A 19120-nucleotide genomic window follows, 5' to 3' on the forward strand; every position below is an offset into this window, starting at 1 on the left:
GCACCCGAATCGCCCAAATGCACATTTTTTCATAGAGAAATCGATGACCAAGGAACAGTTGCTGGCCATGTCGGCCGATGACTACATGAACGCCGAACAGCTCGCGTTCTTCACCAAGCTGCTGCAAGCGATGAAAGTCGAAACGCACGAGCGCATCGAACTCAGCCGCACCTCCATCGAAAGCCTGGACAGCCCGTCGGATCCGGCTGACGTGGCCTCGGTCGAGGAAGAGCGTACCTGGCTGGTCAACGCCATCGACCGCGACCAGCGCCTGTTGCCGCAGCTGGAGATGGCCCTGGACCGCATCGCCGATGAAAGCTTCGGCTGGTGCGACGACAGCGGCGAGCCGATCGGCCTGAAGCGCCTGCTGATCAGCCCGACCACCAAGTACTGCATCGAAGCCCAGGAGCGTCACGAGCAGCTCGACCGCCACCAGCGGCAGATCTGATCCAGCGCCTTGCGCAAGGCCCCACGGAGTGATCCCTGGGGCCTTCGTGTTTTCTTGCCCTGTATCAACGGGTGGCCGGCTGCATCCAAGTGAGCGTGGATAATGGCGTTATAGTGGCGTTTAATGGCGTCACAATAACGACATGCGGATGGACCACGAAGATGATGCGAGAAGGATCTCTGCCGGCCAGCGAATCACCGCGGGCCACCCCGGCCCGTACGGGAGCCGCCGTCGCCCTGTTGCAGGGCGTTTTGCTGTGCGCGTTGCTGGCGGCCATGGCGTTCACCGGGTTGCCCCTGTACCTGGCCTTGCCGCTGGCGCTGCTGGTGCTGTGGCTACCGCGTGCGCGCAAGGCAGCCGTCGTGCAGCTGGTGTCGGCTCCTGTCCAGGATGGCGCGCTGCTTCAGGAACTGGCCCGCGGTACCAGCCACAATGCCCTGTCGGCCGCCGCGGTGGCCCATTCGGTGCAGCAACTGGCGGCCCGGGTGCAGTCGCAGCTGGGGGCGGCGCAGGAGATCGTCGGCAGCGCCGAGATCATGATCACCACCGAGGAGCAGACCGCCCAGCTCAGCCAGCAGGCGCTTGAAGCTGCTCGCTCTGCCCACGGCAGCAGCGTGGCCGGCAGCGAAGTGCTGGCCGAGTCCATCCAGTGCATGCGCGAGCTGAGTGCCCGCGCCTCGGCCAGCCGCGAGCTGATCGAGGCCCTGCACCAGCGCAGCGAGGATATCGCCCGGGTTACCCTGGTGATCCAGGGCATCGCCAGCCAGACCAACCTGCTGGCGCTCAACGCCGCCATCGAGGCGGCGCGAGCCGGCGAGCATGGTCGTGGTTTCGCGGTGGTGGCCGACGAGGTGCGCGGCCTGGCCGGGCGCACCGCCAGCGCTACTGAGGAGGTGGGGCAGATGGTCGCGGATATCCAGTCGCGCACTGCCCAGGTGGTGGCGCAGATCCGCACGCTGGCCGAGGACCTGGGCAAGGGTGTCGGCCAAGTCGAGCAGGCCGGCAGGCAGCTGGCGCAGATCGCCAGTCTGGCGGCCAGTGTCGAGGGGCAGGTGAGCGAGATCGCCGGAGGGACTCAGGTCAACCAGGCCCAGCTCGATACCCTGTTCCAGGCCGTGGCCCAGGTGCGTGGTGATCTGGAGGTCAGCGACCAGCAGACCCGTCGCCTGGCCAAGGCGGCGGTGCAGATGGAGGGGCAGGTGGAAAGCCTCAGCGAACGGTTGGCCGAGGTCGGCCTGGACGCCTATCACCAGCGGGTGTTCGAGCTGGCGCAGACCGGCGCGCGGCAGATCGGCGAGCGTTTCGAGGCGGACATCGCGCAGGGGCGCATCGGCCTGGATGATCTGTTCGACCGCCAGTATCGGCCAATTGCCGGCATGCAGCCCCCGCGTTTCACCACGCGCTTCGACCACTACACCGATACCGTGCTGCCACAGCTCCAGGAGCCATTGCTGCAGCAGGACGGGCTGGTGTATGCCATCGCCTGCACCCAGCAGGGGTATGTGCCGACCCACAACAATGCCTTCAACCAGCCGCTGACCGGCGATATCGCCCACGACACCGCACATAACCGCAGCAAGCGTATGTTCGACGACCGTACGGGTGCCCGTTGCGGCAGTCATCAGCAGAGGGTGTTGTTGCAGACCTACACGCGGGACACCGGCGAGCTGATGCACGACCTGTCGGTACCGATCTTCGTCGCGGGACAGCACTGGGGCGGCCTGCGCCTGGGGTATCGGCCCGAGCCCGGGCTCGACTGAGGCGATTTGTTGCCTGGAATGCAACACTGCTGTACCGCGTTGCGCTTTATTCGCGGGGTACCCAGGTCGTATCATGCGCGCATCGTTAGGTTGCTAATTAAATTCCGGAGGGAATGATGACTAGCCGAGTCGATGTGGCCGTGATGATCGGCAGTGGTGTGCCACGGTCCTTGCAGGCCCTGGGCAAAAGGGCCTGCTGGGTGGTGCTGGTTGACGGCGAGCGCCGTGGCACGGCCTTTGCCAGCCGCGACGAGGCCCTGGAGTGCCAGGCGGCGTGGCAGCAGCAAGTGGACAGGAGTCATGCGGCGTGAGGCCTCAGCGCTCCAGCCAGCGTGCCAGTTCACAGGCGTCCTGGTAACGCTGGCGAAAGCCACGGACCTTGCCTGAGGGGCTTTCGGTGATGTGGAACAAGCCTTTACCGGCTGCTACGACACGATATCGAGGCTTGTCTGGCACCGCCGCATGACAAGAAATGTTACGCGCCTCTCGACGGATTTCAGTGTTTTCGTGCATATTCGTATCCCTGTAATGCGCGACGAAGGGTTGGGGCACACTCATGCTGAAGTGTCGCCCTCAGTAGTCGCATCTTCCTGACCCCATAGCTGTCAGGTAATACGTTTCCTATTTGCGGATAGTTTGCCGAAGCACGCCGGATGTTCCAGCGGGGAAGTGTTCCCTGCTTGGCGTATCGTCCCTGTGCGTGGATCTTCGCTGACCGAATCCATGGTCCATCGGACTTCGACTCGAAGTGGCTGCCACCCCACGCCCAGCGGCGTGCGCGGTGCGGCCCGCTGTAATTGATGTGAGGAGCTTTTCATTGGCAGTCAGTACTCTTGATACCCATGCGTTGTTTGCCCTGGGCGATTTGCGCGCCAAGCTGGTCAAGTTGTTCCAGGGGCGCTTCGTGTATGTCACCGAGCAGAACCCCGACGGTCTGTACATGGCCGAGATCGATACCGATGACGCCATGGTGGTCGACGACAAGCAGCGCCTGGAGCTGAAAGTGGGTGACCACTTCCGCGCCGCGGTGCTGCCCAGCCGCGAAGGCGGCAAGCTCGAACTGCGTTTTCGCGAGATCAAGTTCAATGTGTACGGTCAGGGCGACTACGCCTTCGTTTCCGTGCCGGAAGGCGAGGCCATCGTGTTCCGTGAAGGGCAGGGCGTGATGCTGGTGTTCGCAGCCCACCAGCAGGTCCAGGAAGGCCTGGGCAAGCTGCTCAAGGCGGTGACCGGCAAGGTCGCCAAGTGGCGCAAGGGTGAGCTGACCACCTTCAAGGCCAGCGAGTGAGCGACGAGGCCACGCCTGCCTCGCGGGCCGACTTCCACCGTGAGCATCAGGCCCGGGCCCTCGAGCAGGCCGAGCGTCTGCTGGCGCGCCGGGATGAGCTGCAGGGGGCATGGCTGGCCTGGGTGGCCGGCGAGCTCTACCAGATGAGCCCGCCGCCTTTCGTTGCGATGGTGCGACGCGAGTTGCAGCGCCTGAGCCAGGCCTGACGGTTGGGTTTACACGCCTCCATGTAGGAGCGGCCTTGCGCCGCGAAAGGGCTGCGCAGCGGCCCCAGGGTATCAGCGTCCATACAGAGATCGCCGGGGCCGCTTTGCGGCACTTTCGCGGCGCAAGGCCGCTCCTACAAGGGGCGTGCGTGGTTTGACGCTGCTTCAGTTACCGCGATCACGCCCGCTGCTGACTTCTTCCGGTACGTCCTCGCCCGAGGTGCGTTTGCGAAATAGCGCGGCCCTGGCCAGCAGCAGGGTGGTCACCGGCACGGTGATCGACAGCAGGATCGGGATCAGCCAGGCGTGCAGCACCGGGCTCTGCTTGAGCACCGAGAAATACAGGATCGAGGCCAGCGCCACGCACCAGGCGCCGATGGTCGAGGCCAGCGCGGGCGGGTGCATGCGCTGGAAGTACTCCTTCAGGCGCACCAGGCCGATGGCGCCGATCAGTGCGAACAGGCTGCCGATAAGCAGCAGGGCGGCGGTGACCAGCTCCAGCCAGAACGGCAATACCACGCTTTCGTTCATTCGATCACCTCGCCACGCAGGAGGAACTTGGCCAGGGCGAAGGAGCCGACGAAGCCGAACAGGGCGATCAGCAGGGCGCCTTCGAAGTAGGTGTCACTGGCGTAACGGATGCCCAGCACCAGCATCATCAGCATGCCGAGGATGTACAGGTAGTCCAGGGCCAGTACCCGGTCCTGGGCGGACGGACCGCGGAACAGCCGGATCAGCGTCAGGCCCATGGCCAGGGCGAAGATGAACAGGCTGGCGAGGACGGCATTGGCAAGCAGGCCGCTCATTCGAAGATCTCCATCAGCGGGCGTTCATAGGTGTGTTTGAAGTGCTCGACGAACGCCGGTTCGTCGTCCAGGTCGAACACGTGCAGCAGCAGCACGCTACGGTCCAGGGCCAGCTCCGACCAGATGGTGCCCGGCACCACGGTGGTGATCATCGACAGGGCCGCCAGGCCGTGGGCGTCGCGCAGGTCCAGCGGGATATGCACGAACGCCGAGCGCGGTGGCGTGCTGCCGGCGCGCAGGACACCACGGGCGACCTGCAGGTTGGAATGGATCACGTCGAGGCCGACCCGACCAATCAGCTTGGCGATCACCCAGGGCCGGCGCACGTGGGCATGTTGCGGGCGCAGCGGGGCCATCAGGATCGGCGCGAGGATACCCAGCAAGGCACCCAGCAGCAGGTTGCCCGGGCTGACCGACAGATTGAGCAGCAGCCACAGCACGAACAGCGCGACGGACAGCAGCGGCGCGGGGAACAGGCGGTTCATGGCTGCACCTCCAGGCCGGCGGTGGTCGGGCCGGGCTGCGGCCGGGTCGACATCACGGCCTTGATGTAGGCCTCCGGCGTGCGCAGGCTGGCGGCGGTGTCCTGGGTGTAGCGCAGCAGCGGTTCGGCCTTGAGGCTGAGGAAGATGCACAGGCCCAGGAGGATGACGATGGGCACGCATTCATAGCGACGTAGCACCGGGGAGGGGCGCTCCTCGGGCTTCCAGAAGCGCTGGATGCCGACGCGGCCGAAGGCGATCAGCGAGGCCATGCCGGACAGCACCAGCAGGGTGACCAGGGTCCAGCCCGCGGCGCCCAGCGGTTGCTCCGGGACAACGCCCAGGCCTTGCGGGTTGAACAGCGCGCTGATCAGGTTGAGCTTGCCGATGAAGCCCGACAGCGGTGGCATGCCGATGATCAGCAGGGCGCAGGCGATGAAGCTCAGGCCCAGGAAGGCCATGGTCCAGGGAATGATCTGGCCGATCACCACCTGCTGCTCGTCGTCCAGGTTGATGCCCTTGGGCGGGTGCAGCGACTCCAGCGGCGAGGGCATCGCGTCCTCTTCCTCATCCAGCGGCGCCTCGTTGGCCGAACGCGAGCGCTCCACCAGCTCGGCCAGCAGGAACAGCGCGCACAGGGCCAGGGTGGAGCTTGCCAGGTAGAACAGCGCGGCGCCGGTCAGGATCGACTGGCCGAAGCCGACGGCGGCCAGCAGCGTGCCGGCGGACATCAGGATGCTCAGGGCCGCCAGGCGCTCCAGGCGCTGGGCGGCGAGGATCGACATGGCCGCCACGGCCAGGGTCGCCAGGCCGCCGTACACCAGCCAGTCGCCACCGAAGTACGCCGAGGCGCCGGCCTGGCCGGAGAACAGCAGCGTCCACATGCGCAGGATGGCGTACAGCCCGACCTTGGTCATGATTGCGAACAGCGCGGCCACCGGCGCGCTGGCCGATGAATAGGCCGGCACCAGCCAGAAGTTCAACGGCCACATCCCGGCCTTGGCCAGGAAGGCGATGGCCAGGATCGCCGCGCCGGCATGCAGCAGGCCGCGGTCGGCTTCCGGCACCAGCGGCACTTTCAGCGCCAGGTCGGCCATGTTCAGGGTGCCGGTCACGCCATAGAGCATGGCCGCGCCGACCAGGAACAGCGACGAGGCGAACAGGTTGATGGCGATGTAGTGCAGCCCGGCCTTGACCCGCGCCCGCCCCGAGCCATGCAGCAGCAGGCCGTAGGAGGCCGCCAGCAGCACCTCGAAGAACACGAACAGGTTGAACAGGTCGGCAGTAAGGAAGGCGCCGTACAGGCCCATCAGCTGGATCTGGAACAGCGCATGGAAGCTGGCCCCGGCGCCATCCCAGCGTGCCCGGGCGAACAGCAGGGCGCTCAAGCCGACGATGCCGGTGAGGGTGAGCAGCAGCGCCGACAGGTGATCGACCACCAGGGCGATACCAAACGGCGCCGGCCAGTTGCCCGGCAGGTAGACGCCGATGGACTCGGCCTGGCCCTGGGTGCGCACCCACATCAACAAGGTGATGGCGATGCCCAGGCCGACGGCGGTGGACAGCAGGTTCAAGCGCGCCTTGAGCCAGCGGTGCTTCTCGCCAATCAGCAGCATCAATGAGGCGGTGATCAGCGGCAGCAGGATCGGCGCGATGATCAGTTGGTTCATCCCGCTCATTCCTCACGCTCCCGGCCATCGACGTGGTCGGTCCCGGTCAGGCCGCGGGAAGCCAGCAGCACCACCAGGAACAGCGCAGTCATGGCGAAGCTGATGACGATCGCGGTGAGCACCAGTGCCTGGGGCAGCGGGTCGGTGTAGTGCAGCAGGTCGTGGGGCACGCCGTCCTTGATGATCGGCTCCTTGCCGATGAACAGGCTGCCCATGCTGAAGATGAACAGGTTGACCCCGTAGGACAGCAGGCACAGGCCCATGATCACCTGGTAGGTTCGCGGGCGCAGGACCAGCCAGACCCCGGAGGCGGCCAGGACGCCGATGGCGACTGCAATGACTTCTTCCATCAGGCGGCTCCTGCTTGGCTGGACTTGGCGGGGCGGTAGGCGCGCACCGACTGGTGGGCCAGGGCGGTGAGAATGAGCAGGGTCGAGCCGACCACCACGGTGTAGACGCCGATGTCGAAGAACAGCGCGCTGGCCACGTGCACGTCACCCAGCAGCGGCAGGTGCAGGTGGGCGGTGTGGGTGGTCAGGAACGGGTAGCCCAGCAGCATCGCCCCGGCGCCGGTGAGGGTGGCGCAGAGCAGGCCGGTGCCCATCCAGCGCAGCGGACGCAGGCTCATCTGCGCCTCCACCCACTGGGTGCCGGCGACCATGTACTGCAGGATGAACGCCACCGACATCACCAGGCCGGCGACGAAGCCGCCACCCGGCTGGTTGTGGCCGCGCATGAACAGGTACATCGACACCAGCAGGGCGATCGGCAGCAGCAGGCGCACCAGGGCGGCCGGCACCATCATGAAGCCGAGCGCGGTGTCGGTGGCCTGACGCGGGTTGACCAGGTCGGTGACCACGTCCGGCGCAAGTAAACGCTGCTGGGCCGGCAACTGCATGCTCTCCTTCGGCGGGCGGAAGCGGCGCAGCAGGGCGAACACGGTCAGCGCCACGGCCACCAGCACGGTGACCTCGCCGAGGGTGTCGAAACCGCGGAAGTCCACCAGCATCACGTTGACCACGTTGCTGCCGCCGCCCTGGGGCAAGGCACGGCTGAGGTAGAACGATGAGATGTCGTTGGGCGTCGGACGGGTCAGCATGGCGTAGGACAGCAGCGCCATGCCGCCGCCGACCAGTACCGCCAGCACCAGGTCGCGCAGGCGCCGCAGGCGTGCGCGGTCCTGGCTGCCGGGCAGCGGCGACACGCCTTCGATACGCCGTGGCAACCAGCGCAGGCCAAGCAGGATCAGCACGGTGGTGACCACCTCGACCGCCAGCTGGGTCAGTGCCAGGTCCGGCGCGGAGAACCAGACGAAGGTGATGCAGGTCATCAGGCCGCAGACGCCGACCATGATCAAGGCGGCCAGTCGGTGGTACTTGGCCTGGTAGGCGGCGCCGATGGCGCAGGCGATGGCGATCAGCCAGAGCGCGACGAACACGCCGGAGCCCGGGATCTTCGGCCGGTCGCCCCAGCTCAGACCGCTGTACAGCAACGGCACCAGGCCGGCGACGAAGGCCGCCAGCACCAGCATGAACAATTGCGTCTGCAGGCGCTTGGTGGTCAGCAGCCGCTCGGCATGCCGGGCCAGCAGCATCAGGCGCACCAGGCCGTGCTCGAACAGACGCTTGCCGTTGAAACGCTCGATCAGCGGTGGGTAGGGGAAGCGGCCGCGCTGCAGCTGCTTGCGTAGCAGCAGGTAGAGCACGATACCGCCGGTCATGGCGATCAGGCTCATCATCAGTGGCGCGTTCCAACCGTGCCAGATGGCCAGGCTGTATTCCGGCAGCACGCCACCCACCACGGGGGTCGCGGCCGCGGCCAGCAGCGGGCCGACCGATTGCGCCGGGAAGATGCCGACCACCAGGCAGGTGAGCACCAGCAGTTCGACCGGCGCGCGCATCCAGCGCGGCGGCTCGTGGGGCGTGTGTGGCAGGTCCTGGGCCGGTGGGCCGAAGAACACATCGACGGTGAAACGCAGCGCGTAGGCCACGCTGAACGTCCCGGCCAGGGTGGCGATCACCGGCAGGGCCGCTTCGACCCAGGCGGTGGAGGTGATGAACACGGTCTCGGCGAAGAACATTTCCTTGGACAGGAAGCCATTCATTAACGGCACGCCGGCCATCGAGGCGCTGGCGACCATGGCCAGGGTCGCGGTGAACGGCACCAGGCGGAACAGGCCGCTCAGGCGGCGGATGTCACGGGTGCCGCTCTCGTGGTCGATGATACCCGCCGCCATGAACAGCGAGGCCTTGAAGGTGGCGTGGTTGAGGATGTGGAACACCGCGGCGACCGCCGCCAGCGGGCTGTTCAGGCCCAGCAGCAGGGTAATCAGGCCCAGGTGGCTGATGGTCGAATAGGCCAGCAGGCCCTTGAGGTCGTTCTGGAACATCGCGGCGAAGGCGCCGAGCAGCAGGGTGGCGGCGCCGGCGCCGCCGACGATCCAGAACCATTCCTCGCTGCCCGACAGCGCCGGCCACAGGCGGGCCAGCAGGAACACCCCGGCCTTGACCATGGTCGCCGAGTGCAGGTAAGCCGAGACGGGGGTGGGAGCCGCCATGGCATGGGGCAGCCAGAACTGGAAGGGGAATTGTGCGCTCTTGCTCAGGGCGCCGATCAGGATGAGGGGCAGCAGCACCGGGTACAGCGCATGCTGGCGGATGGTGTCGCCGGCAGCCAGGACCTTGTCCAGGTCATAGCTGCCGACCACATGGCCGAGCAGCAGGGCCCCGACCAGCAGGCACAAGCCGCCGGCCCCCGTGACCATCAACGCCATGTAGGCGCCGCGGCGGGCGTCGGCGCGGTGGTGCCAGTAGCCGATCAGCAGGAAGGAGAACAGGCTGGTCAGTTCCCAGAAGAACACCAGCTGGATCAGGTTGCCGGAGATCACCAGGCCGAGCATGGCGCCCATGAACGCCAGGAAGAAGGCGAAGAAGCGCGGCACCGGATCCTGGGGCGACATGTAGTAGCGGGCGTACAGCGACACCAGGGTGCCGATGCCCAGCACCAGCAGGCTGAACAGCCAGGCGAAGCCGTCCATGCGCAGGACCAGGTTCAGGCCCAGGCTTGGCAGCCAGAGGAACTCTTCGCGGATCACCCCGCCATCGGCGATTTGAGGGTACAGCAACGCCACCTGGACGGTGCCGACCAGGGCCACGAGCCCGGCAAGAATGGACTCGGCGTTGCGTGCGTTGTGCGGCAGTACTGCCGCCAGGCAACTGCCCAGGAAGGGCAGAAGCAATAGCACAATCAATGACATAGCGTTCTGTTCTGAGAAGTTTGCCAAGGATCATACGTGCCGGACGGTTGATCACCAACACGCAAGGGTTTGCAGGATCCTACAAATGTGCTGTGACACGCTGTTTTTTTATAACAGTTTCTTTCAGAGCATAGCGGCTGATCGTGTGCCCGTGGGGTTATGCGTTCCCTGTGTAGGAGCGGCCTTGCGCCGCGAAAAGGGCCGCATGGCGGCCCCGGGGATTCAGTGTTCAATCGCCGGGGCTGCTTTGCAGCCCTTTTCGCGGCGCAAGGCCGCTCCTACACAAGGTGGTTACCTACAACCCCGCCTCGCGCTCACGCGCCTCATCATCCTGCAAGGCATCGGCCTCATCCTGGCGACGGATCTTCAGCTCGCTCACCACCACCGCCAGTACGATCAGCAGCCCGCCGATCAGCGCCACGCCCGGCAGGCGCTCGCCGGCGATGCGCCCGACGATGCCGGCCCACACCGGCTCGCCGGCATAGATCAGGGTGGCGCGGGTCGGCGAAACCGACTGCTGCGCCCAGTTCATCGCCACCTGGATCACCGCGCTCATGGCGCCCAGGCCCACCGCGCTGATCAACAGCAGCCAGGAAAAACCGGGCAGTTGCTCCTGGGTCGGCACGATCATCAGGAACGACAGCGCCGAGGCGGTGGCCAGCTGCACCACGGTGACCCGGCGCACATCGACCTTGCCGGCGTAGCGGCTGATCAGGATGATCTCGCCGGCAATCGCCACGGCGCTGACCAGCGTCACCAGTTCGCCTTCGCTGAAGTGCAGCGCGCCACCCTCGGGGCCGGCCAGCAGCATCAGGCCGACGAAGGCCAGGCCGATGCCCAGGCTCGGCATCAGGCCCGGGCGGCGGCCCAGCACCAGCCATTGCAGCAGCGGCACGAAGGGCACGTAGAGCGCGGTGATGAACGCCGACTGGCTGCTGCTGATGGTCTGCAGGCCCATGGTCTGCAAGCCGTAGCCAAGCATGATCGATACGCCGATGAGCACGCCGGCCTTGAGCTCGGTGAAGGTCAGCCCCGACAGCGAACGGGCCGATACCAGGCCGACGAACAGCGCGGCGGCGGCAAAGCGCAGGCCGACGAAGAACATCGGCCCGCTGACGGTCATGACGTTGTGCACGATCAGGAAGGTGCCGCCCCAGAGCATGGTGATGAACACCAGCACCAGTTCGGCCTTGCTCAGGCGCAAGCTCACGGTGGGTTTGCGGGTGGGGGCCTGGTTCATGGTCTTGCACACTCGGAAGGGGCGGCGCACAATTCGCCGCAAAGTGGGCAGTATACTGCGCATCCCCTACCAGTGAGCAATATAGTGCACAAAGATTCCGAGCACCGCGCATCGGTGCTGCAGCATGTCAGCCAGAACGTTCGTCGCCTGCGCGGCGACGCCGGCCTGAGCCAGGCCGCCCTGGCCGAGCGTTCCGGGGTCAGTCGGCGGATGCTGGTGGCCATCGAGGCTGGCGAGAAGAATGTCAGCCTCACCACCTTGGACCTGATCGCCGAAGCGCTGGGGGTGGCGTTCAGCACCCTGATCCAGGCGCCGGACCGCCGCGACCCCAGCCGCATCGAAGAGCTGGCCTGGGCCGGTGTGCACCCTGCCAGCCGCGCCGTGCTGCTAGGCAGCAGCCCGGCGCGACGCGAGGTCGAGTTGTGGGAGTGGACCCTGGCCCCCGGCGAGTGCTACGCCAGCGAAGCCGATGCCGCCGGCTGGAGCGAGCAGATCTATGTGACCGAAGGCCGCCTGACCCTGATCATCGAAGGGGGAGAGCGGCACTTGGGCAAGGGCGAGTTCTTCGTCTTCCCCAGCGACTGCCGCTACGCCTACCGCAACGATGGGCAGGAGTCGGTGCGCTTCGTGCGCAACGTGGTGATCTGAGCCCTCAACCGGCCAGCAACTCGTCGGTACTGGCGACCCTGGCATAGGCGAACGCCAGCGCGGCCATTGCCGAGGCGTGCACATCGGTCGCCGCCACCGACTTGCCGCCGAAATCCAGCGCTAGGGTCGCGCAGGCATCGTGGGCGACGCTGACTTCATAGCCGAAGTCGGCGGCGGCGCGGGTCGCGGCATCGATGCACATGTGGCTCATGCTGCCGGCGATGGTCAGTGCCTTGATGTCGTGCTGGTCGAGCAGCGCCTTCAGCTGGGTGTCGCGGAAGCTGTTGACCTTGTGCTTGAGCACCACCGCCTCGCCGGCCGCCGGCGCGACCTTGGGGTGGATCTGCGCGCCGGCCGAGCCTGGCACGAAGAAGGGGGCGTCGACGCTCTCGAACTCATGGCGCACATGCACCACCAGGTCGCCACGCTCACGGGCCGCGGCCAGCAACCGGGCGGCGTTGTCGGCGGCCGCCTCGGCGCCGTCCAGGGTCCATTTGCCACCGGGGAAGTAGTCGTTCTGGATATCGATGACGATCAGGGCGCGCTTGCTCATGGTGCCTCCTGCGGCAGTAGTGATGAACTGCCGATAGTTATAGGCTGTGGCGACCCGATCGAGGATAGGCGCGAGCGACACAATGACGGCAAAAACTGACAGCCTGGAAATCGGCGTGCTGATCTATCCCGGCGCCCAGAGCGCGGCGGTGCACGGCCTGACCGACCTGTTCGCGGTGGCCAACCGGGTCGCCGCGCAGCTGGGGGGCCACGATCTGCCGGTGCTGCGGGTGACCCATTGGCAGCTCGATGGCGCGGGGCAGCTGCAGGTGGTGCATGACAGCCAGCCGGCAAGCGGCCATGCGCTGCGGGCGCTGATGATTCCGCCGAGCCTGGCGGCGACCCCTTCGGCCGAGGTGTTGCAGGCCCATCGCGCCGCGCTCAGTCGGGTGCACGGCCAGGGTACCGTGCTGGCCTCGGTATGCATCGGTGTGTTCCTGGTGGCCGGCAGCGGCCTGCTGGATGGTCGGGCGGCCTGTACCCATTGGAACTATGCCCAGGCCCTTTCCGATCGCTTCCCCAAGGTGCGGGTGCAAGGCAGCCAGCCACTGCTCGACGACGGCGACATCGTCACCTCTGCCGGGCTGATGGCCTGGACCGACCTCGGCTTGCACTTGATCGAACGCTTCCTCGGCCACACCCTGGCCCGCGAGACGGCCCGCTATCTTGCGGTCGAGCCCTCGCCGGCGCCGCTGCCCGGCGCCCTGTTCCAGCCGCGCCTGGACCATGGTGACGAGGCGGTGCTGAAGGTGCAGCACTGGTTGCAGGCCGAGGAGGCCCGGGATGCCGGGCTGGCCGACATGGCCGGTTGCGCGGGCCTCGAGCCGCGCACCTTCCTGCGTCGCTTTCGCGCCGCCACCGGCCTGCGTCCCACCGAATACGCGCAGCAGGTGCGGGTCGGCCGGGCCTGCCGCTTGCTGGAGTTCACCCGGCGCAGCGTCGACCAGATCGCCTGGGGCGTCGGCTATCAGGACCCCAGCGCCTTTCGCAAGGTGTTCCAGCGCCTGACCGGGATGACCCCCAGCGACTACCGGCGGCGCTTCGCGGTCATCAGCGGCTGAGCCTCGCTGCTGGTCGGGTGCGGCCCCGGGCCTTCATCGGCGAGGCGGTCGTGGTGGTTGCGCAGCGGGCATTCCTTCAACGACATGCAGCCACAGCCGATGCAGCCGTCGAGCTGATCGCGCAGCATCACCATCTCGTCGATGCGCCGGCTCAAGTCGTCGCGCCAGCGCGCCGACAGGCGCTGCCAATCGTCGGCGGTTGGGGTGTGATCGCAGGGCAGGGCCTCCAGGGCGCTGGCGATGTCGGCCAGGGCGATGCCCAGGCGCTGGGCCATCTTGATCACCGCCACCCGGCGCAGCATGGCTCGTGGATAGCGGCGCTGGTTGCCGGCGTTGCGGGTGCTGTGGATCAGCCCCTTGGTCTCGTAGAAGTGCAGGGCGGTCACGGCCACGCCGCTGCGCGCGGCCAGCTGGCCGACGCTGAGCAGGCGCTCCTGGGCGGAAGGGGGCTTCATCGGCAATAAAATCCTTGACCTTGAGTTAGCTGGAGGTTTTACCCTCCACGACCATCTGCTGCAAGAGCCCGAAACGAGGAGATGCGTCATGGCGGCCAACACCCAATCCCTGTGGTTCACCCAGATGATCGAGTACGACGTGCCACCCTTGCGCCAGGACGCCCTGGCCGAGGCCCTGGTGGTGCGCAGCGAATACCTGGCGCATCGCTGCGACGGCCTGCTCAGCGTCAGCATCCAGGTCAGCGACGACGGTCGCCGGGTACTCCAGCACCTGCGCTGGCAATCGCGCCAGGCCTGGGTCGCCGCCGCCGGCTGCTTCATCGAGGAGCCGTTCCTCGACCTGCTGGGCGAGCATCAGGCCCGTGGGGTGAACTTCGCCGCGTACCAGACGCTGCGCAGCCTGGTGCGTGGCGCCGATGGCGGCCTGCATTGCCAGCTGGGCAGTAATCAGGCGTACCAGGGCGCGTAGTGCGGGTAGCGGTCCAGGCGTGCGCCGATGACCATCTCGCTGATCCACGCGGTGAGTATGGCGCTGTAGGCTTTCTGGCTTTCCTCGCTGGACAGCGCGTGGTCGGCGCCGTCGACCAGGCGGTGGGTCATCGAGTGGGCGCCGACGAAGGCCGAGCGGTAGCTCATCAACGTGCTGTGTGGCACATAGTCGTCCTGTTCGGACTCCACCAGCAGCACGTCGCCGCCGAACTCGGCGCAGGCCGCCAGGGCACGATTGTCGGCCGGGCCCAGGTCACGCCGGCGATAGGCGTTGAGCCGCTGACGGTCGAGGGCCTGCTTGGGCGCATCCCATTCATCGTCCCAGTACAAGGCCGGCACCCTCAACGCCAGCCATTTGACTGACCGGTGACGGGTGAGCAGGGTCGCCAGGTAGCCGCCGTAGCTGCTGCCGATCACGGCGATGGCGCCGGGATCGACCGACGGGTGGCTGGCCAGCCGGTCATAGGCGGCCAGCAGATCGGCCAGGTTCTGCTCGCGGGTGACGGTCAGGCGCTGGCTCTCGGTCTTTTCGTGGCCGCGCAGGTCGAAGGTCATGCATACGCAGCCGAGCCCGGTGATCTGCCGGGCACGGGCCAGGTCGCGCTGCTGGCTGCCGCCCCAGCCATGGACGAAGAGGATCCCAGGCATGCGGCTGCCCGGGCTGACCAGGGTGCCGGCGATGCTGTCGCCTTCTACTTGCAGTTCCACGGTTTCACTCTCGATGGTCATGGTCGCGTATCCGTGCATATTTACTGAGTTGTCCAAGTTCACTGTCATGGCCCTGGTAGAACAGGGTGGCATCGGCGGGCAGTTGCGCGTCGCCGAATACCTCGTGGGTCGAGGCGTGTAGCCGTTGCAGCGCGGGATCGGCGGCGAAGGCCTGCAGCGCTAGGACCTCGGCAGGGCTGGCGCCGCCCAGGCGCCAGGATTGCTCGAGCACGCCACTGCGCAGATGGCCATGGTGGTCCTGGCCACGGGCGATGTCGTAGTTGCGACGTGAGGCGATGAAGCCCGGGAAGTAGCGTTCGGCGGCCTCTTCGTAGGTCATGGCCTGGTTGATGGCAAGGCGCAGGTGGTCCTCGAGCGGCAACTGCAGCAGTTGCTGGTAGTCGCCGCGCACGATCACCAGGTCGGAGCCGCCGTACACCTCCGTGCCCGCATGATCGTGGGTGAGGTGCTGGGTGCCGTGATAGCTCAGGGTCAGCCCGGCCACGCGCACCTGCCCTACGCTGAAAGTCTCGACCTTGTCGAGGTCTTCTTCCAATACCAATCCCCATAAGCCCAGCTGCTGTTCATCCATCGCCTCCAGCAACGGCTCCAGGGCCAGCCTGTCGATGATCACCTCCTGGCCCCGGCCAGCGCAGGCCAGTACCGGCTTGATCCTTACCGGCCCATCGCGCAGCAGCAGTTCGGCGGCGCGGCGGGCGTCGGCCCTGGAGAACACGGTGTAGCCGCGCAGCAGGGCGTCGCTGGCATGCTGGGCAAAGGCATCGGTCCAGCCGGGCGGGAAGCTGGCGTCGGCTGGCAGCGGGTGCGAGATGGCCTTGGTGGCCATGTGCGGATGGCTGACAATGCCACCAAACAGATCCTGTTCGTCGTGAATGCCCAGTGCTGCGTGACGCTCCGGATCGACCAAAGTCTGGGTCGGTACATAGTAGTAGCCGGCCGTATCGGATTGCGTGGGTGAAGGCTCGACCCGCTCGATTCCCAGCAGGGGCGCCAGGTGATCGGCGATCTTCAGGTGGACTGCCCGTTCATGCTCGGGTGTGTGCTCGCGGGTGTCGAGCAGCACGATGGCGCTTTTCGGCTTGCGTGAGTGGGGCATGCTTGGCCTCGCGTACGCACGGTATGTAAGGGTTGTGAAGGCCCGCAGCCGGATTAGTTCAGGAGGATGGATCGACGGTCGGCAGGGCAGTTGGGGCAATGCATGCCTTGTTACGGTCGCGGAGATTGCGGGCGCCTGCCGGCTGTTCCATTATCAGCGTCCTGGACCCGTCGACACCTATCCGCAGGAGTGCGCATGAACAGTCAGTCCCCCCTTCACGAATCCGTCCCCGCGCGCCTTGCCCGCGTGCGCGAGGCCATGGCCCGGGAGGGCGTGGATGCCTTGCTGGTGCCTTCGGCCGACCCGCACCTGTCCGAGTACCTGCCGGGCTACTGGCAGGGACGGCAGTGGCTGTCCGGGTTCCTCGGTTCGGTGGGGACGCTGGTGGTGACCGCGGACTTTGCCGGGCTGTGGGCTGACAGCCGTTACTGGGAACAGGCGGACAAGGAACTGGCCGGCAGCGGCATCGAGTTGATGAAGCTGCGCCCCGGCCAGCCCGGGGCGCTGGAGTGGCTGGGCGCAGAAGTGTCCGGTACCGTCGCGGTGGACGGCGCAGTCATGGCCTTGGCCTCGGCGCGGCAACTGGGCGAGCGCCTGCAGGCGCGTGGTGCGAAATTGCGCACCGATCTCGACCTGCTGGAACTGGTCTGGGCTGACCGTCCCTCGCTTCCGGGTAATCCGGTATACCAGCACCTGCCACCCCATGCCACGGTCAACCGTGCGCAAAAACTCGCCGAGTTGCGCAGCACATTGCGGGAGAAGGGTGCCGACTGGCATTTCATTGCCACCCTCGACGACATCGCCTGGCTGTTCAACCTGCGCGGCAGCGATGTCTCCTACAATCCCGTGTTCGTTTCCTTCGCGCTGGTCAGCCAGGACAAGGCGTTCCTGTTTGTCGGGCGTGACAAGGTCGATGGCCACCTGCGCCAGGTGCTGGCGGCCGATGGCATCGAGGTTCGCGACTACGCCGAGGTCAATGACGCGCTGGCCGCGATACCGGCTGCGGCGAGCCTGCTGGTGGACCCGACGCGGGTTACCCGCGGCCTGCTGGACAACCTGCACGAGCAGGTGCGACTGGTCGAGAGCATCAACCCCACTACCTTGAGCAAGTCGCGCAAGGGGGAGGGCGACCTCGTCCATATCCGCCAGGCCATGGAGCAGGATGGCGCGGCGTTGTGCGAATTCTTCGCCTGGTTCGAAGCGAACCTCGGCGCGCAAGCGATCACCGAATTGACCATCGACGACCAGCTGAGCGCGGCCCGTGCCCGCCGTCCAGGCTTTGTGTCGCTGAGTTTTTCCACCATCGCGGCCTATAACGCCAACGGTGCGATGCCGCATTACCGCGCCACCGAAGAGTCCCACGCCGTCATCGAAGGCAATGGCCTGCTGTTGATCGACTCGGGTGGCCAGTACCTGGGTGGGACCACCGATATCACCCGCATGGTGCCGATCGGCGAGCCGAGCCATGAGCAGAAGGCCGATTGCTCCCGGGTGCTCAAGGGCATGATTGCCCTGTCACGGGCCAGCTTCCCGCGCGGAATACTTTCGCCACTGCTCGATGCCATTGCCCGGGCACCGATCTGGGCCGATCAGGTCGAGTACGGCCATGGTACCGGTCACGGTGTCGGCTATTTCATGAACGTGCACGAAGGCCCGCAGGTGATCGCCTACCAGGCTGCGGCCACACCGCAGACGGCCATGCAGCCGGGCATGATCAGTTCCATCGAGCCTGGGACCTATCGCCCGGGGCAGTGGGGTGTGCGGATCGAGAACCTGGTGGTCAATCGCGAGGCGGGTAGCAGCGAGTTCGGTGAGTTCCTGAACTTCGAGACGTTGACCCTGTGCCCGATCGACACGCGTTGCCTGCTGGTCGAGGCGCTGGGCAGTGAAGATATCGCCTGGCTGAACCGTTACCACCAGACGGTACGGGAACGGCTGGCACCGCTGCTGGAAGGCGAGGCGCTGGCCTGGCTGGAGCGGCGCACCGCGGCGCTCTGACTATGAAAAGGGCAGCCACTGGCTGCCCTATTTGCATCTGTTACTTGCAGATCACGATCATGCTGCGGCTGGTATAGCCGGCCGGATTGATGCCGAATACATAATCGCCAGGCTCTTCGTCGGTGTCGCCGGAGCGGGCGATGACCTTGTAGCCCTTGCTGCTGCACGAGCTGGCGGCTTTGCTGTAGCACTTGTCCCACGACGAGGAGAGCCCCGAGCAGTTGATGTGCAGGCCCTTCTTCCCCCGCTTCACCTCGGTGTTGGCTGTCGCGGCGCATCCCGCGATGGCCAGGATGCCCAGGATGAGCAAAATACGTTTCATTCCTGTCCTTATCGGCCCGACTGCTTTAACGGACCTGTCGTTTGCGCTTTGCCTCTTCCCTGATGATCCCCGGCGTCCATGTGCCGCACAGTAGATAGCGTCAAGATGATGATTGGGTGACAGCTTAATCAGCCAGGCCGGGTGGTACAAGGTTGCAGGTCAGCTAAATGCAAATATTTCTCAAATCAGTCGGCGGCCACGGGCGGTGCTGTATCCCGTTTCATGGAAAGGGTCGCGCCCACCGAGGCGGTGATGATGGCGAGAATAGCCAGCCATTGCCAGAGGGTGAGTTTCTCGCCCAGGAAGAGTAGTCCGGACAGTGCGCCAAACGCTGGTTCTATGCTCATCAGCGTGCCGAAAGTGCGGGCGGGCATGCGGGTCAGGGCAACCATCTCCAGGCTGTAGGGGAGGGCTGTCGAAAGGACGGCCACGCCCAGGGCCACCGGTAGCAGCGCGGGCGTCAGCAGGGCGCTGCCGGCGTGGGCAATGCCAATGGGGGCGACGAACAGCGCGGCGATCACCACGCCCAGGGCTGCAGTCTGTATACCGTTCTCGGCACCGGCTTTTTGCCCATAGAGGATGTACAGCGCCCAGCACACTCCGGCCCCCAGGGC

General features: G+C 66.2%; 23 protein-coding genes (1 of these 23 only partly in view). 9 read left to right on the forward strand and 14 right to left on the reverse strand.

Going from position 1 to position 19120, the window contains the following annotated elements:
• The first annotated feature begins 43 nt into the window (after positions 1-43).
• From K2O50_RS09190 to K2O50_RS09200, 3 genes are all read left to right on the forward strand, one after another.
• On the forward strand, positions 44-448 hold the full coding sequence (locus tag K2O50_RS09190; protein WP_050704989.1) for a TraR/DksA family transcriptional regulator: 405 nt from the start codon (positions 44-46) through the stop codon (positions 446-448).
• Positions 449-723: 275 nt separating this feature from the next.
• Positions 724-2208, forward strand: a complete 1485-nt coding sequence (locus K2O50_RS09195) for a methyl-accepting chemotaxis protein (RefSeq protein WP_256205978.1) — start codon at positions 724-726, stop codon at positions 2206-2208.
• A 116-nt stretch (positions 2209-2324) separates the two neighbouring features.
• Complete coding sequence (locus K2O50_RS09200; protein WP_050704990.1) at positions 2325-2519, forward strand: hypothetical protein; 195 nt, start codon at positions 2325-2327, stop codon at positions 2517-2519.
• Positions 2520-2523: 4 nt separating this feature from the next.
• On the opposite strand, the gene K2O50_RS09205 is transcribed toward K2O50_RS09200, so the two are convergent.
• A complete protein-coding gene (locus K2O50_RS09205) occupies positions 2524-2766 on the reverse strand; it encodes a hypothetical protein (protein ID WP_082337700.1) in 243 nt (80 codons plus the stop codon).
• Between the two features lie 259 nt (positions 2767-3025).
• On the opposite strand from K2O50_RS09205, the gene K2O50_RS09210 reads away from it, so the two are divergent.
• Positions 3026-3496: a hypothetical protein gene (locus tag K2O50_RS09210; protein ID WP_050704991.1), complete on the forward strand. Its 471-nt coding sequence runs from the start codon at positions 3026-3028 to the stop codon at positions 3494-3496.
• Positions 3493-3702, forward strand: coding sequence for a hypothetical protein (locus K2O50_RS09215; RefSeq protein ID WP_050704992.1), 210 nt, complete (start codon positions 3493-3495; stop codon positions 3700-3702). The genes K2O50_RS09210 and K2O50_RS09215 overlap by 4 nt, the downstream gene beginning before the upstream one ends.
• A gap of 165 nt (positions 3703-3867) precedes the next feature.
• On the opposite strand, the gene K2O50_RS09220 is transcribed toward K2O50_RS09215, so the two are convergent.
• From K2O50_RS09220 to K2O50_RS09250, 7 genes are all read right to left on the reverse strand, one after another.
• Positions 3868-4233: a Na+/H+ antiporter subunit G gene (locus K2O50_RS09220; protein ID WP_050704993.1), complete on the reverse strand. Its 366-nt coding sequence runs from the start codon at positions 4231-4233 to the stop codon at positions 3868-3870.
• On the reverse strand, positions 4230-4508 hold the full coding sequence (locus K2O50_RS09225; protein WP_011534656.1) for a K+/H+ antiporter subunit F: 279 nt from the start codon (positions 4506-4508) through the stop codon (positions 4230-4232). The genes K2O50_RS09220 and K2O50_RS09225 overlap by 4 nt, the downstream gene beginning before the upstream one ends.
• Entirely contained in the window at positions 4505-4993 is a 489-nt protein-coding gene (locus K2O50_RS09230; protein ID WP_050704994.1) for a Na+/H+ antiporter subunit E, read from the reverse strand. Before K2O50_RS09230 ends, K2O50_RS09225 begins: the two co-directional genes overlap by 4 nt.
• Entirely contained in the window at positions 4990-6669 is a 1680-nt protein-coding gene (locus K2O50_RS09235; RefSeq protein WP_050704995.1) for a monovalent cation/H+ antiporter subunit D, read from the reverse strand. Before K2O50_RS09235 ends, K2O50_RS09230 begins: the two co-directional genes overlap by 4 nt.
• Positions 6666-7010, reverse strand: a complete 345-nt coding sequence (locus tag K2O50_RS09240) for a Na+/H+ antiporter subunit C (RefSeq protein ID WP_028690551.1) — start codon at positions 7008-7010, stop codon at positions 6666-6668. The genes K2O50_RS09235 and K2O50_RS09240 overlap by 4 nt, the downstream gene beginning before the upstream one ends.
• Positions 7010-9916 carry a monovalent cation/H+ antiporter subunit A gene (locus tag K2O50_RS09245; protein ID WP_050704996.1) on the reverse strand — a complete coding sequence of 969 codons (2907 nt, stop codon included), beginning with the start codon at positions 9914-9916 and terminating at the stop codon, positions 7010-7012. Before K2O50_RS09245 ends, K2O50_RS09240 begins: the two co-directional genes overlap by 1 nt.
• 295 nt (positions 9917-10211) lie before the next feature.
• Positions 10212-11219 carry a DMT family transporter gene (locus K2O50_RS09250; RefSeq protein ID WP_409077810.1) on the reverse strand — a complete coding sequence of 336 codons (1008 nt, stop codon included), beginning with the start codon at positions 11217-11219 and terminating at the stop codon, positions 10212-10214.
• 21 nt (positions 11220-11240) lie between these two features.
• Between K2O50_RS09250 and K2O50_RS09255 the strand changes: the two genes are divergently transcribed.
• On the forward strand, positions 11241-11804 hold the full coding sequence (locus K2O50_RS09255; protein ID WP_050704999.1) for a helix-turn-helix domain-containing protein: 564 nt from the start codon (positions 11241-11243) through the stop codon (positions 11802-11804).
• A gap of 4 nt (positions 11805-11808) precedes the next feature.
• Here K2O50_RS09255 and K2O50_RS09260 read toward each other — a convergent pair whose 3' ends face one another.
• The gene (locus K2O50_RS09260; protein ID WP_050705000.1) at positions 11809-12357 is read right to left on the reverse strand and encodes a cysteine hydrolase family protein; all 549 of its coding nucleotides are present in this window, start codon (positions 12355-12357) and stop codon (positions 11809-11811) included.
• A gap of 82 nt (positions 12358-12439) precedes the next feature.
• Between K2O50_RS09260 and K2O50_RS09265 the strand changes: the two genes are divergently transcribed.
• On the forward strand, positions 12440-13417 hold the full coding sequence (locus K2O50_RS09265) for a GlxA family transcriptional regulator (protein ID WP_050705001.1): 978 nt from the start codon (positions 12440-12442) through the stop codon (positions 13415-13417).
• Here K2O50_RS09265 and soxR read toward each other — a convergent pair.
• Positions 13384-13872 carry a redox-sensitive transcriptional activator SoxR gene (gene soxR, locus K2O50_RS09270; RefSeq protein WP_050705002.1) on the reverse strand — a complete coding sequence of 163 codons (489 nt, stop codon included), beginning with the start codon at positions 13870-13872 and terminating at the stop codon, positions 13384-13386. The two genes, K2O50_RS09265 and soxR, sit on opposite strands and share 34 nt — an antisense overlap.
• Positions 13873-13960: 88 nt before the next feature.
• Between soxR and K2O50_RS09275 the strand changes: the two genes are divergently transcribed.
• Positions 13961-14341 (forward strand): antibiotic biosynthesis monooxygenase, encoded by a 381-nt coding sequence (locus K2O50_RS09275; RefSeq protein WP_050705003.1) that lies wholly within the window; start codon positions 13961-13963, stop codon positions 14339-14341.
• On the opposite strand, the gene K2O50_RS09280 is transcribed toward K2O50_RS09275, so the two are convergent.
• Both K2O50_RS09280 and K2O50_RS09285 read right to left on the reverse strand, forming a co-directional pair.
• Positions 14320-15090 carry a S9 family peptidase gene (locus K2O50_RS09280; RefSeq protein ID WP_050705004.1) on the reverse strand — a complete coding sequence of 257 codons (771 nt, stop codon included), beginning with the start codon at positions 15088-15090 and terminating at the stop codon, positions 14320-14322. The two genes, K2O50_RS09275 and K2O50_RS09280, sit on opposite strands and share 22 nt — an antisense overlap.
• Positions 15074-16186 (reverse strand): DUF3182 family protein, encoded by a 1113-nt coding sequence (locus K2O50_RS09285; protein ID WP_050705005.1) that lies wholly within the window; start codon positions 16184-16186, stop codon positions 15074-15076. The genes K2O50_RS09280 and K2O50_RS09285 overlap by 17 nt, the downstream gene beginning before the upstream one ends.
• 195 nt (positions 16187-16381) lie before the next feature.
• On the opposite strand from K2O50_RS09285, the gene K2O50_RS09290 reads away from it, so the two are divergent.
• On the forward strand, positions 16382-18184 hold the full coding sequence (locus K2O50_RS09290; protein ID WP_050705006.1) for an aminopeptidase P family protein: 1803 nt from the start codon (positions 16382-16384) through the stop codon (positions 18182-18184).
• 40 nt (positions 18185-18224) lie between these two features.
• On the opposite strand, the gene K2O50_RS09295 is transcribed toward K2O50_RS09290, so the two are convergent.
• Together K2O50_RS09295 and rhtA are read right to left on the reverse strand one after the other, a co-directional pair.
• Positions 18225-18506: a hypothetical protein gene (locus K2O50_RS09295; RefSeq protein WP_050705007.1), complete on the reverse strand. Its 282-nt coding sequence runs from the start codon at positions 18504-18506 to the stop codon at positions 18225-18227.
• Positions 18507-18691: 185 nt separating this feature from the next.
• On the reverse strand, positions 18692-19120 hold the end of the coding sequence (rhtA, locus tag K2O50_RS09300) for a threonine/homoserine exporter RhtA (RefSeq protein ID WP_050705008.1). It continues 459 nt past the right edge of the window; the window shows 429 of its 888 coding nt (coding positions 460-888); its start codon lies beyond the right edge, outside the window; the stop codon is at positions 18692-18694.

Source organism: Pseudomonas sp. 2hn (genome assembly GCF_019646095.1).
GTDB classification, from domain to species: Bacteria; Pseudomonadota; Gammaproteobacteria; order Pseudomonadales; family Pseudomonadaceae; genus Aquipseudomonas; species Aquipseudomonas peradeniyensis.